The organism is Psychrobacter sp. H29, assembly GCF_059073055.1.
The window spans coordinates 2,696,559-2,710,716 of the sequence record NZ_JCACRY010000001.1 but is presented as its reverse complement, the minus strand read 5'-3'; the positions used below and the strand labels follow the sequence as shown (position 1 = coordinate 2,710,716).

Below are 14,158 nucleotides of genomic sequence, written 5' to 3'. Positions count from 1 at the left end.
TATTATGACACTCTTATGACGATTCACCCTCAGTACGATCCTGTCGCTTTAGCACTGGGACCTGTCGAAGTCCACTGGTATGGGCTGATGTATTTATTGGCATTTGCTGCCGCTTATGGTCTGGCATGGTATCGCAGTACCAAGCGTGAGGGCTGGACGACAGATATGGTCTCAGACTTAGTGTTCTTTGGTGCACTTGGCGTTATTTTAGGCGGCCGTGTCGGTTATGTGTTGTTTTATCAATTTAGCGAGCTGCTACAAAACCCTGCTTATCTGTTCAAAGTCTGGGAAGGCGGTATGTCATTCCATGGCGGTCTAATCGGTGTGATGCTAGGTATGCTGTACTTTGCTCGCAAGTATAAAAAGACACCGTTTCAAGTGCTCGATTTTATCGTACCCTGCGTACCGACGGGTTTGCTGTTTGGTCGCATCGGTAACTATATCAACGGCGAGCTATGGGGCCGCGTCTCTGATGGTGGCTATAACTGGCTCACCTACTTTCCCCAAGCGGCTGGGTTTGATATGCAGCAGCTACAGGCCAATCCGGCACTGCAAGACGTTATGACTGAGGTCAACGGTCAGTACCTACTACCTCGTCATCCGTCACAGCTATATGAGGCCTTTGCCGAAGGTCTGCTATTGTTCTTATTCCTTTGGTGGTATTCATCAAAACCTCGTCCACGCATGGCGGTGACTGGTGTCTTTATGCTGGGCTATGGCTTGAGCCGTTTCATCATTGAGTTCTTCCGTCAGCCAGACGTTGATCAAGGGTTTATCTTGCTCGGTTGGATGACCAAAGGTCAGATATTGAGCGCACCGATGATTATTATTGGTCTGTTCTTGATCGGTTACGCTTACAAGCGCGGCATCTACGACTGGGGCAAACAAGCGGCTTACTAAGGCTATGCTCCCCGTAGAGTGATGGATAACTTGAATAATAGGGTAAATGTCGCAGCACCTACCCTAGCAATACTTTTCATAATGACAGCGGCGGTATCGGTTATTCGTCTAGTCGGTAGCTACTGTCAGCAGTAACTAAAGAGCATTTTTATGATCAATGGTAACCACAGTAATAACGAGCAAGCGTATCTTGATTTGCTACGCCACGTCTTAGACAACGGTACCGAAAAAGGTGATCGTACGGGTACGGGTACGCTGAGTCACTTTGGTGCGCAGTTGCGTTTTGACTTAGCAGAAGGTTTTCCACTGCTAACCACCAAAAAGGTTCACTTCAAATCCATTGCTTACGAACTGCTATGGTTTTTGAGTGGTAGCACTCATGTTCAGTACCTACAAGACAATGGGGTGCGCATTTGGAATGAGTGGGCAACAGCGGAGCAAACCGCACGCTTCAATCGTCCGGAAGGTGATCTTGGCCCAGTATATGGTCATCAATGGCGCAACTATGGCGCGACCAAAAATGAAGACGCCAGTTATAATTCTGATGGCGTCGATCAAATTGCACAAGTGGTCGAACAAATAAAAACCAATCCTAACTCGCGCCGCTTGATTGTTTCAGGTTGGAATCCAGGTGAGGCAGAGCAAGTAGCACTGCCCCCTTGTCATACGTTGTTTCAGTTCTTTGTGGCAGACGGTAAGCTTTCTTGTCAGCTGTATCAGCGTTCGGCTGATCTTTTTTTGGGTGTGCCATTCAATATCGCCAGCTATGCGTTATTGACTCACATGGTGGCACAGGTTTGCGGTCTGGATGTCGGAGAGTTCGTTTGGACAGGCGGTGATTGCCACATTTACCAAAACCACCGCGAGCAAGCTGAGCTGCAACTGACACGTTCGCTTCATAAGCTGCCAACACTGTCATTGAATACGGATGTCAAAGATATATTTGCGTTTAAATATGAAGATATTAGCGTCAATGACTACGAGTCGCACCCTGCTATCAAGGCAAAAGTTGCCGTATAGAGCTAGTCTTAGTACTCGCTCCACCTAAGATCAATATTTAGAAATATAAACGTTTAAAAATATAATATAAAGGACACATTATGAGCTATGCCCACACTGAAGTCGCCCAGATCGCTGCCATAAGTAGCAATCGTTGTATCGGTAAAGACAATAAACTACCGTGGCACATCTCGGCAGATCTGCAACATTTCAAAAAAATGACCACACGCGATCCGCAAAATACTGCATCTAGTAGTGACATGCAGGGCATCGTCATCATGGGCCGTAAAACATTTGAGTCAATGGATAGCAAGCCACTACCCAAACGTGTGTGCTTCATCATCTCTACCCAGATGGACTATGCAGAGCAACAAGGGCTAGTCGGACATGACCATGTGCATGTGGTTCATAATTTGGACGATGCATTAACTCACGCGGCAAGTTTGGCACATGGGCTACACCTAGATACGATTTGGGTGATTGGCGGTGAGCGTGTATTCAGTGAAGCGCTGATGTATACCGATCGTATTGAACTGACCCACGTAGATACTGATATTGCCGATGGTGATGCGTTCTATCCTGAGCTACCTGCTCGCTTCAACGTAGCAGAAGAGTCTGAGCAGATGCATGATGAAAAAAGTGATTTAAGCTTTAAATTTACGACTTATAAAGTAGCATCTGCTGAATAATAGGGTTTAATAGTTCAAAAAATGGGGCGTTTTCAGATAATCTTATTTATCCGAACCCGCCCCATTTTTATTCATGATCTTTTTAATCATACAAAATCACTCGTGCAGTACTTTATAGACTGTTTTTGCCAGTACAGGTCCAATCCCCTGCACACCTGCCAGCTCTTGCTGTGACGCGCCAAGCAACTGCTGCATACCGCCGAAGTGGTTGAGCAAATCGCGGCGGCGCTTTTCACCAAGCCCTGGTATCACCTCTAACACCGACGAGGAGCGGCGCTTGTCGCGTTTTTTCCGGTGCGCAGTAATGGCAAACCGGTGCGCCTCATCACGAATATGCATCAATAAATGTAACGCCTTGCTATCCATCGGCAAATCAAGCGGCTCATGATCGATGAAATGTAGTACCTCAAGTCCCGCTTTACGTCCCTCGCCCTTTGCCACACTGATAAGCAAGGTATCACCTAGGATACCCAGTTCTGTTAGCACTTCTTTTGCGATACCAAGCTGTCCTTTCCCGCCGTCAACCAGCAATAGATCAGGCAATGGCTGCTTTTTGTAGCGTCTGGTCAGCACTTGCTTCATTGCGGCATAGTCATCACCGCCTTGGATATCATGAATGGCATACTGGCGGTAATCTCGCTTACGTGCGCCGCCCTGATCAAACACCACACAGCTACCAATGGTCGCCTCGCCCATGGTATGAGAGATATCGAAACACTCAATGCGATCAACAGTGCGGTCTGTCACATCAGCCAGTACGTCTTTTAGTGCGCCAAAGCGCGCATGTAGCTCTAAATAATCGCCCAACTTGGTTTTTAGCGCATTACTGGTGTTGAGCGTTGCCAAATCCAGCCATTCTGAGCGGTGCTCGCGCACATTGGTCTTAATGGTTACTTTACTGCCAAAATGCGTTGCCAGTGCTTCGCTCACTGCCACCTGATCGGGTATCTCATGACTCAAGATAATCTCGGCTGGTAGGTCATCGGTCACCTGAAAGTAAAATGATGTGATAAAAGCCGATAGATTATCTGCTAGCGACTCACTACTATCCACATCGGGGAAGTAGTTTTTGCCGCCTAACACGCGGCCACCGCGTACGGTCAGTACGTTGACGCAGGTCATGCCAGCCTGACTGGCAATCGCGATTACATCAGCCTCGCCTTGTACCGTATAGACTGCTTGTCTTGCCTGCACTTCGCGTAACATGGACAGCTGATCACGATAAAACACCGCCTTTTCAAAATCTAGCGCTTCAGCAGCCCCTTCCATTTTTTCAATTAGCGTATTGTGAATATCACCCGAGTCACCTTTCAAAAACCGAATAGTATTATTCACATCTTCCGCATATTCCTCTGGCGATACCAGACCGACACAGGGCGCACGGCAACGCTTAATCTGATACTCAAGACAAGGGCGCTGACGCTGCTTAAAAAAAGTATTGGTACATTGACGCATTTGAAACATTTTCTGCATCAATACCAGCGTTTCTTTTGCGGCGTGGGCGGATGGAAAGGGACCAAAAAAACGACCTTTTTGATGGTTGCCTTTGCCGCGTCCATATGCCAAACGTGGATAAGGCTTATCGGCTGAGATAAACACATAGAGGTATGATTTATCATCACGCAGCAGGACATTATAGGGTGGACGATGTTCTTTGATGAGGTTTTGTTCGAGCAGTAGTGCCTCGGTCTCACTACGCGTGATAATGGTCTCAATATTATGAATCCGAGCCACCAATGCGCGCGTCTTTGGATGATCAATCGTCTTGGCAAAGTAACTGTTCACACGGCTCTTTAACGATTTGGCTTTGCCCACATATAAAATATCGCCGTTTTTGCCCAGCATCTTATACACCCCTGGCAAGTTTGGCAGGCGTTTGATGAGATGTTTGAGACGGGCTTTTTTATCATCGACAGGGCTTGCTTCTGATACGTTGACCATAGACTTTTTTGCTCTTAAAACCTTAATTGATATAGCCAGTTATGGGGCGGGAATGTTCATTTTACAAGCGAGTAGATCGTGTATGATGACTCAAAAAAAAGCCAGCTTGATGCTGACTTCGTATGATTCATCTTATTTTAAGGTATGTTGACCGTTCAACTATGGCACTGATAGAGACAACTTTTTAGACGATTCAAAGGTGAAAATAGCGAGTATAGTTAATCTATACGTCTATGCTTATCAATGAAGCGACAAAGAAGACTCTATCCCCTGCTTTTATTATTGGCGGAAGTTTACCATCAATGCTGGGATACCAGGCAGCATACCAACGATAGCCATTACCCCTGTCAGCACCACAAACATAATACCTGGTATGATCCAGCGGCTCATTTTAGATAAGCCAGCACTGCGCTCTTTAGAGCCAATCAAGCCTAAATTATCGAGCAGTAATGTGAGTGACCAACCAAAAGCGGGATTGACCAGTGCAGAAGCAAACACCACGATAGCGGCAGACTGCGTGGTTTTACCTTCGCGCGTCATCTCCATACCCGCTTCTAGCAATGGAATAAACACCCCTACGATCAATGCCACACACATCACAGGCTGCCAGATGGCCAAATCCATCGGATAACCCCAAACCCCTGCGATAACGCAGAATAGTGCTGTCAATAACGCACCAGCCGGAATCGGACGCTTAGCAATCGCTGCTGGGACAATGTATGTGCCCCACGACGACGCAAAGTTGGCACCGCCCAGCACCGAACCCACTACTTGACGAAACGACGCACTGGTCATCGTATCATCAATGTCCATAAGTACTTTTTCAGTTCGTTTGGGATAGCTGATTTTTTGGAACACTTGATGACCCAAAAAATCTGGCGACCACATAGCAACGGCTAGGATGGCAAACGGTAGAACTACGATAAAGCTTTCAATCGTGGGCAGACCCAACATCCACCCTGTATTTTCGCCCCACCAGTACATCGGATTCATGTTTGGTAGACCTGGCGCGGTCTGAAACTCAAAAGGCGCGCCCAATGCAAATGCAAGACCGCCGCCCAGTACGCAGCTAAGCGGTACCGCAAGCCAGCGCTTTTGCCAATGCTCAAGTAAAGCATATAATAGAATAGTCGCTAAAATAATAAAGAAAGCAATGTGCGTCATACCAATACTTTCTGACCAGGCGAAGAGATTTTTGACCTGTGATGTCGTACCAATAAACCCTAAATAAATAAGTAGGCCACCGCAGACGCCTTTACTGGTCAAGTTAGCAAGCAAACTCCCTCCTTTACTAATAGCAAGGAGCAGACCAAAAGCACCGATAAGCAAACCAAATGCCATAGGGTGACCACCAGCGGCCACGACAATAGGAATCAATGGAATGAGTGGACCATGAGTACCAGCTAAGTTGGCAGTCGGTAATAAGAAACCAGAAAACAGTATAATAAAGAAGGAAACGATCAATAACTCATAGCGTACGTTTTCTAGAACAAAAGCATCGCCCAACCCTAGTGGTCCTGCAAACGTTGCTGCAATGGCGCCCACCATAACCACTTTGCCAATCGTTGCTGCCATCGCTGGGATCGTATCTTCATACTCAAAACGATAATCTCGAAACGGCAAATTAGGTCGCCAGCGCTTCGGCTGCATGATCTGTAGTTCATGGTTCAGATAAGCATCGCGATTATCAAAGCTTGAGCTTGGCTTGTGTAATTCTGGATAGCTACCCTCTCTGTTACTGTCATTATTATTGTCATGATCGGATAGGTTCGGCGTCGGATTAGACCCCGGAGAAGGGGTCTGAGGGTTACTCATCACATTTCCTTGTGTGGGTTACGTCTTTTGTCATTGCTAATACGCTGATCAAGTACTGGATCGATCAATGTGTCCATCGCAAACTGCAAACTATTGTATGCTATGCATTGGTGAAATGCGACCCAAAACTCATGTAAAGATACTGTGTGTCTCACTATAATACATAAATGAAAGTTTGCATTTGTAATGGTACAAAGCCCAATAGAACTTTGTAGATGCTCTATATTGACAATATATAAGTGCATACCAAATAAATATATTGTTTTTTTAGTTACGCTTTAGAGCTGGCGAGCGTAGCCGTTTTTCACTATGATAAATATTTTTTGACGATCTTCACCTGATCGTCAATACCGAAAAACAGTACTACTGGTAATATCAAAAAATTGAAAAAAGCAACAGGATAGAGCTATGAGTGTATTTCCCGCTAATTTTGAGACTTTAAAGCGTCGAGCAAAACAAAGTATCATGCCATTACTGACACCGCACCTTTTAAAGCTGCGACTCAATACTTATGCTCCATACATTGGCGCAGGTATCAAAATCGACCATATCAGCCTTGATCAGGGATTATGTGTGGTCAGCATGGGACTGACCACGCTAAACAAAAACATCGTTGGTACTCAATTTGGTGGTAGCTTATATTCGATGGTTGATCCCTTCTACATGCTCATGCTGATGCATCAACTGGGTAGCAACTACGTGGTATGGGACAAAAGCTCAAGTATTGACTTTGTCGCGCCCGGCAATAGCAAAGTCACTGCACGCATGAAAATACCCAGCTCTGAAGTCATTACGATTCAAGATCTAGCAAAAGATGGTGACGCTGTATTCCGCGAATACAAAGTCGATATCGTCGATGATCAACAAAAGCTCATCGCTACCGTCACTAAGACGCTATATATCCGACTACGAAAATACAGTAAATCTAAAGAGCAAGTCAGCCGTATTGAAACACCTGACAACGAATAGCTGCCAACTATTAATGTGAGGTTGATAGGTGATAAAATCTACATTTATAATGGCACACATACAAAAACCCCAATCTAGCATATGCATAGATTGGGGTTTCGTCTTTTTTGGTATGGCCCGCTTATTTATAAATAAACCTATGAATAAGGGCTTGTATCTACTATTACCTTATTTTGAGTCAACCCTAAAATAATACGATTAACTCAAAATGGCAAACTTGTGCTTAAATACCAGGTGCAGTATCAACGGCATCAGGTACGCCAGCATCAGTCTTTTTCTGAGCTGGACGTGGCGCAAGTTTTTCGCGGATACGTGCTGATTTACCAGAACGCTCACGTAAGTAGTACAGTTTCGCACGGCGAACAGCACCGCGGCGTTTCACTTCAATGCTATCGATGATTGGTGAGTGCAACTGGAATGCACGCTCAACACCAACGCCGCTCGAGATTTTACGTACGGTAAACGCTGAGTTTAGACCGCGGTTACGCTTAGCAATTACAACGCCTTCAAAAGCCTGTAAACGCTCACGCTCACCTTCACGTACTTTTACTTGTACCACGACGGTATCGCCGGGTGCAAAGCTTGGGCGCTCGATCAATTGAGCATTTTCGATGACCTGAACCAATGGATGCTTGTTGCTCATGAGAGTTATCTCCTCACATTAGATAATAGAGGCTTGACGCATATCACCTGTTTGTAATAATTAATTATATCTCTTTATAGTGAGACACAACGTAAATGGGTTATAACCAACGGCCACTATAGTGATGACTCGTTTTATTATTGCTCAAAATTCTGTCTTTTAACTGTTTATCAAACTTAAAAACGATAAAATCAAAGGTTAACACCCTACTTTTTATCTGCTTTTGCCAGTGCTTTTAGCCACTTCGCTTGCTCTGCCGTTGGGGTAAACGCTTGCCACAAATCTGGACGACGCGTTTGCGTACGACTGACTTGCTGAGCAAAACGCCACTTGGCGATATTGGCATGATGCCCTGACAGTAACACTTCAGGAACTGCCATGCCTGCAAACTCATGCGGCTTAGTATAATGTGGACAGTCAAGCAAGCCATCGACGAACGAGTCTTGCTCTGCTGACTTGTCATCACCCATGATATCGGGCAGACGACGTATCACACTATCCATCAGCACCATCGCTGGTAGCTCACCACCAGTCAATACGTAATCACCTAGTGACACTTCCATATCGACATACTGTGATAGCAAACGCTCATCAATACCTTCATAACGACCGCATAATAGAATCATGCCATCGTAATCAGTCATACCGACTACGCTACTCTCACTAAGCGTCTGTCCTTGCGGCGACATATAAATCACCGGACAGTGCTCGCTATCGACACGGCAGCCATATTGCTCAGCACGCAAACGGGCATCCTCAATGGCTTTCGATAATGGCTCAGCCATCATCACCATCCCAGGACCGCCACCATAAGGGCGCTCATCAATACGGCGATAGTTATCAGTGGTATAATCACGCGGATTAATGCATTCAATCGTAACTTGCTCTTGAGTCACTGCCCGTCCCGTGATTCCAAACTCACGAATCGTGGCAAACATCTCAGGAAAAATACTAATTACGGCAAAATACATCTGATGTCTACTTGCATTGAGGCTAAAACAATCGGTATGACTATCAATGAGATCTAACTAAAAGCTAGAGTCGCTATCAATAATCACTCGGCCATGCCACAAGTACTGTTTTTTCGGTCATGTTGACCTCCATCACAGTTTTCTTATGCCATGGAATTAGGCGCTCTTCATTATCCAAACTGTCTGAATTAGCCGCTACGCGCATGATGTCATGGGCACCGGTTTCAAACATTTCAGTGATATTGCCTAGATACTCATCCTGCTCGTTCATCACGCGCAGACTGACCAAATCCGACCAATAATATTCGTCTTCAGCTGTTTCAGGCAAGACGTTTTGTTCGACCCAAACGGTAACACCGTTCATAGTCTCAGCAACATTACGATCAGGAATCTGCTCAAATTGAGCCACAATTCCTGTTCCTTGCTCACGCCAAGCTTTCACAGTCAAAGGTTTCATACCAGTGGCAGTTTTCATCCACCACGGCTTCATATCGAATATCGCTGTACGATCATCCGTATCACTGAATACCCATAGCCAACCTTTGATGCCGTAAGGCTTCTTAAGCTGACCGATTTTCATAAGGGCACTAGCGTTTGGAGTGGATGACATAGCAGCTAACCTAACAATGATTACAACAGCAATTGCAAAAACAATTGTGTCAAAAGCGATAAACAGTTAATGGCGCACCCTGGTTAGACCAGTTACGCTATGTATTCTAAAGTCTACTGAATCAGCTTGTAGTCATACTATAAGTGGCTCAGTAACAACAAAAACTTAAGCAGTTGCTTCAGTTTGTGCTGCAGACTTGTTGTAAGCTTTTGCTAATGAAGCAACGCGATCTGAAGGTTGTGCACCTTTTGCGATCCACGCATTGTACGCTTCCATGTTTAGGCGTACTGCTTCTTCAGACTCTTTAGCGAGTGGGTTAAAAAAGCCGATGTTTTCAATATAGCGACCGTCACGCGCGCGGCGTTGATCAGCAACAACTACTTGATAAAATGGGCGTTTCTTGGCACCGCCCCGTGCTAAACGAATAACAACCATGTGAATTCTCTCTTTCGCAGGTATACCAAAAAGGGCATAATTATATCACAGTCTTTATTTGTTGAAAACATAAACTGTGCATATTTAATTATTTATTAACAATAGCTTAAATACCAGTCTGTGTAAAATATAATTGTCGATAGGCGTTTTTTAAATGCGCACAGTAGCCACTTCATACAAACAAATTAATTACGTATCAAACTGTCTTTAAACCAAACTAGGCATCAAGCGAATTATGCATAAGTGATTTTATTTTGATCTTAAGTATTTAATGGTTATCCTTGGTGAGTACTATAAAGGTACTATTCATCGGATGTGGTATTCTATAATTATTGTATCTTGCTTGGTTTTACACATATTCAAGGCATAAATTGGACTTTTTCAGTCACGATACAGCGGTTTAACCCCAGACCAAACCCAACACCATATCTCTCTCAATCTGCTGGATTTATATGATCACACCAAACTCAAAGCCACGTCGCAAAGGTTGGCTACCAAGCTCTTACTCCAATACTTGGCTGACGACCTTGATGGTCTCTTTTATTGTTCTTATCAGTGTGGGTTTATCGATTTTATTTTTTTGGCGCAGTCTATATCTACCAGAGCTCAAAAATCATGCCCGTTATTTGACGAGTGAGCTACGTTTAATCAATAGCGTGAATAAAGACTGGCAGTACCGCCCTGATATCCGTCAGTGGGTTTATCAGCACTCTCATGTTGTCGTCGTCAACAATCCCAGTGATTTCCCTGAAGTTGCTGATAAAGCGTTTGTCGGTTTCTTCACTGATGTACTTCAGCATGAGATCGGTGCACAGCTGGGTCGACCTGTCGAAGTGTACTTTAAATTTAAGCCAACGCCCCAGCTTTGGGTACAGGACAGCCGCGACGACAGTTTTTGGATTCGTGAGCCAGTAGTTTACTATTCACAGTACAGTCCGACATTGCTCGTACTGTTTTTGATTGGGTTGCCGATATTATCCCTACTGACCATTATTTTGCTTGCACGGCAACTCAATCGCCCGTTACGTTATTTGCAGCGTGCAGCGACCAATTACATTCGTTTAGGACACGCTACCACTTTACCTACGCAAAAGGGTCCTACTGAGATACGTCAAGTAAATATGGCTTTTAACCGTCTGTTTACAACATTAAACCAAGCGCAAAAAGAACGGACGATTATGCTTGCTGGTATCTCACACGACTTGCGTACGCCATTGACTCGTATGCGTTTGACTGCCGAGATGCTGCCAGATGATTTCTTTCGTGAAGGGTTGATTTACGATATTGAAGACATGGATGCCATTTTGGAGCAGTTCATCTCGTTTATGAAAGACGGCTCTGATGAGCCCGTCAGCTTAACCAATTTGGATACGATATTTAATGAAATCATGGTGCAGTTTGCTCCGATGAAATTTATATATCAATCAGAGTGTAATAAAGTCGTTCCGGTGCGCCCCTTATCTATCAAACGTCTGATTATCAATCTCATCAACAATGCCAATCGCTATGGTAAACCACCGATTTATCTTTCAGCCACAGTAATACCTACGTTTATAGAAACGGCTCCAGAAGAAGATAGCGATGTGGTCAGTGAGAACGTAGTCACCCAAGAGGCGCAAGAGCAATTGATGATTTGTGTGCGGGACTGCGGTAACGGGGTAGCAGAGGATCAGTTAGAGCGGATTATGCAACCGTTTGAGCGTGGGGAGACCGCACGTACGACGCAAGGTAGTGGGTTAGGACTGGCTATCGTCGATCGTATCGCAAGGTTACATCACGGTACGGTGGAGGCCATTAACCATCCTGATGGCGGGCTACAAGTATGCGTACGCATACCCCTACTCTCCAAAGTTACTGGAGATAATACCATCGCAGCTGATACGGTCGATACCTCTGCCACCGAGAATGCTACAGCAAATAAAGAAACGCGATAAAACTGTCGCCCATATAAATCGAGTGACAGCCGCTCAGTCTCTTGTACCAATAATAGGCGGGAGATACTCAGCACCATTGGTGAAGGTGAGTGGCTGGGTCATTTCCTCTTGTGCTGCCTTCAGCGTTTGGGTCGTTAAAGGCTGCTTTAAGAACAAATGATAACCCAACGTTATCGCGTTCAACAGCACTAGCCCTCCAAATAAATATGGCATCCTTTGCCCTCCTATATTATCAAGCTATTTTAGAAATATATGGTAAACGCATCATCTCATTGCCAAAGTGTCTGTAATCAAATCCGTTTAACCATAGTTCTTGTATTGCTCAACATGTTTACGAGGAGCAATTATTTAGTATCAAAATCGCGTTCGCTTCTCTCTTGCGTCAACTCATCAGCAGCAAGAATCTGGGTCAGCGGTTTGATAGGCCACGTCATCACAAATCTCGCACCACCAAGCGTATGGCTTTCATCGACTTTCATACTACCATTAAACCAAAAAGCAATGCGCGATACAATTGATAAGCCTAAGCCGTAACCACCAGACGCCCGTGTACGACTGTCATCTAAACGTGAAAACGGTATAAATACTTTTTCGCGATCCGCTTCAGAAATACCATGTCCATCATCCTCTACGCTGACAAATGCATTGCCTTTTTTGACGCCTGCACTAACGATGATGGTCGTCTCAGCATAGCGCAAAGCATTACCTGCAAGATTCTGAATCACGCGGTGCAAATAGCGGCGATCTGCGATGGCAGTGACTTTTGCACTTGGTAAGTTGGTCACGATTTTGATTGGCTTACCCAGTGCATTGGTCTCACGCTCGATCTGCTCTAGCAGCTCTTTGAGGTTTACTGGCTCCAAATCTAATTTTGGCGAGCCTTCCTCAAGCTTAGCATAAGTCAAAATCTCATCAATCAGCCCATTAAGTGATTCAATATCTTCATCGATATAATCACGTTGCATGAAGCGCGAGTCCTCATCGTCAGTATCAGCAAGCATATCTACGGCAAACCGAATACGTGCCACTGGCGTCCGAAGCTCGTGTGATACTGCTCGCGTCAGCTCTCGTTGCGACTCAATCAAACGCTTGATATGTGACGTCATGGCATTAAATGTCGCTGACAGACGCGCAATCTCATCTTGCCCAATGACCTGTACTTGAATATCAAGATTGCCTTTACTGACTTCGTTGACACCTACTTGAATCAGCTGTAGCTTACGCTCAAGCGGGAAAATAAGCGCATAAACACCCAAACTGATTAAGAACATACTAATCAGAATCATACTGATGATTAGGTTAAGTGGGAACCAGTTGAACAACGGTACAGGACCAATCAATATCGCCATATCATTGATTTCAGACGGTACCACTACTCTAATAGATGAGTTACTTTTGCTGCTATTAGTATCTTGCAATGAGATAACCACTTCGTCACGGCGCAAACGCGACATCTGATCTGAATCCAAATCGAGCGTATTGACAGCAGTAAACGCTAAAGGAAAAGAAAATTTCTCCTCTAACTCTGCTAGACGCGCACGCTTATCAGACAAGGTCATCTGATAGGACAAATCATCTAGTAAAAATATTGCGATAGCTCGTACTTGCTGCTCTGTGACTTGCGATATTCGCGCGGTCAACACGTTCTCATTGTCTGGCAGACGATAATACACATCTGCATAGACAGGTTGGCTCATATAACGAACCACTGTGGCATCGTTCTTAAAGCGTCTTAATTCACTGGCAGTAAAGTCTACCTCATCGATAGGGACAATCTTAAACGTTGAACCAAATAGACTACTGGCATCAGACAGCCAATACTCACGATCTTCTTTAGTATCTTGATGAGAGATGCCTTCACTTACTAAATGAAACGCCCCCATCGCCATACTCTCGCGATAGGACTGCACGCGTTCCTTATTGATGGTGTCCATCAATAACTGCGCAAACAATGCTACGCATAAACAGACTATAAGCAGTCCAGCATAGATACGAACAAAAATACTGTGTTTTAGAGAAGAGACTAATGACATACGTGCCGTGACCAACTTAATAGATAGAGAGTGCCGATATCATTCGCTACATAGTGAGCGCCATATACTGATATCGAGTATTATCAAATAGAGATAGACTTTGACTAATGCAGTCTAATTAATCTGCAATAATCGCCCAAATATAGATACAAGTCACCCATATTCGATCAGTGTCTATAATAATGGGTTAATTAAACCACATAACACTGCATTTAAGTT

General features: G+C 44.7%; 13 protein-coding genes. 5 read left to right on the top strand and 8 right to left on the bottom strand.

Annotated elements, in window-relative coordinates; all coding sequences use genetic code 11:
• Positions 1-15 precede the first annotated feature (15 nt).
• From lgt to AC5JP1_RS11060, 3 genes are all read left to right on the top strand, one after another.
• Positions 16-900, top strand: coding sequence for a prolipoprotein diacylglyceryl transferase (lgt, locus tag AC5JP1_RS11070; protein WP_443526700.1), 885 nt, complete (start codon positions 16-18; stop codon positions 898-900).
• A gap of 150 nt (positions 901-1,050) precedes the next feature.
• A complete protein-coding gene (locus AC5JP1_RS11065; protein ID WP_493844149.1) occupies positions 1,051-1,920 on the top strand; it encodes a thymidylate synthase in 870 nt (289 codons plus the stop codon).
• A gap of 80 nt (positions 1,921-2,000) precedes the next feature.
• Positions 2,001-2,588, top strand: a complete 588-nt coding sequence (locus AC5JP1_RS11060) for a dihydrofolate reductase (RefSeq protein ID WP_493844148.1) — start codon at positions 2,001-2,003, stop codon at positions 2,586-2,588.
• A 96-nt stretch (positions 2,589-2,684) separates the two neighbouring features.
• Here AC5JP1_RS11060 and uvrC read toward each other — a convergent pair whose 3' ends face one another.
• Positions 2,685-4,529, bottom strand: coding sequence for an excinuclease ABC subunit UvrC (gene uvrC / locus AC5JP1_RS11055; protein ID WP_493844147.1), 1,845 nt, complete (start codon positions 4,527-4,529; stop codon positions 2,685-2,687).
• A gap of 279 nt (positions 4,530-4,808) precedes the next feature.
• Positions 4,809-6,344 (bottom strand): DUF3360 family protein, encoded by a 1,536-nt coding sequence (locus tag AC5JP1_RS11050; protein WP_493844146.1) that lies wholly within the window; start codon positions 6,342-6,344, stop codon positions 4,809-4,811.
• A gap of 408 nt (positions 6,345-6,752) precedes the next feature.
• On the opposite strand from AC5JP1_RS11050, the gene AC5JP1_RS11045 reads away from it, so the two are divergent.
• Complete coding sequence (locus AC5JP1_RS11045) at positions 6,753-7,313, top strand: DUF4442 domain-containing protein (RefSeq protein ID WP_319052011.1); 561 nt, start codon at positions 6,753-6,755, stop codon at positions 7,311-7,313.
• 223 nt (positions 7,314-7,536) lie between these two features.
• On the opposite strand, the gene rplS is transcribed toward AC5JP1_RS11045, so the two are convergent.
• The 4 genes from rplS to rpsP all read right to left on the bottom strand — a co-directional run bounded on the left by rplS (position 7,537) and on the right by rpsP (position 9,972).
• A complete protein-coding gene (gene rplS / locus AC5JP1_RS11040; protein WP_290176744.1) occupies positions 7,537-7,956 on the bottom strand; it encodes a 50S ribosomal protein L19 in 420 nt (139 codons plus the stop codon).
• A gap of 206 nt (positions 7,957-8,162) precedes the next feature.
• Positions 8,163-8,927, bottom strand: a complete 765-nt coding sequence (trmD, locus tag AC5JP1_RS11035; RefSeq protein ID WP_493844145.1) for a tRNA (guanosine(37)-N1)-methyltransferase TrmD — start codon at positions 8,925-8,927, stop codon at positions 8,163-8,165.
• A gap of 76 nt (positions 8,928-9,003) precedes the next feature.
• Positions 9,004-9,537, bottom strand: coding sequence for a ribosome maturation factor RimM (rimM, locus tag AC5JP1_RS11030; protein ID WP_493844144.1), 534 nt, complete (start codon positions 9,535-9,537; stop codon positions 9,004-9,006).
• A 165-nt stretch (positions 9,538-9,702) separates the two neighbouring features.
• Positions 9,703-9,972: a 30S ribosomal protein S16 gene (gene rpsP / locus AC5JP1_RS11025; protein ID WP_021812802.1), complete on the bottom strand. Its 270-nt coding sequence runs from the start codon at positions 9,970-9,972 to the stop codon at positions 9,703-9,705.
• 452 nt (positions 9,973-10,424) lie between these two features.
• On the opposite strand from rpsP, the gene AC5JP1_RS11020 reads away from it, so the two are divergent.
• Positions 10,425-11,906, top strand: coding sequence for an ATP-binding protein (locus AC5JP1_RS11020; protein WP_493844143.1), 1,482 nt, complete (start codon positions 10,425-10,427; stop codon positions 11,904-11,906).
• A gap of 33 nt (positions 11,907-11,939) precedes the next feature.
• Here AC5JP1_RS11020 and AC5JP1_RS11015 read toward each other — a convergent pair whose 3' ends face one another.
• Together AC5JP1_RS11015 and AC5JP1_RS11010 are read right to left on the bottom strand one after the other, a co-directional pair.
• A complete protein-coding gene (locus AC5JP1_RS11015; protein ID WP_443526713.1) occupies positions 11,940-12,119 on the bottom strand; it encodes a hypothetical protein in 180 nt (59 codons plus the stop codon).
• 131 nt (positions 12,120-12,250) lie between these two features.
• Positions 12,251-13,939: an ATP-binding protein gene (locus AC5JP1_RS11010; protein ID WP_443526715.1), complete on the bottom strand. Its 1,689-nt coding sequence runs from the start codon at positions 13,937-13,939 to the stop codon at positions 12,251-12,253.
• Positions 13,940-14,158: the final 219 nt, after the last annotated feature.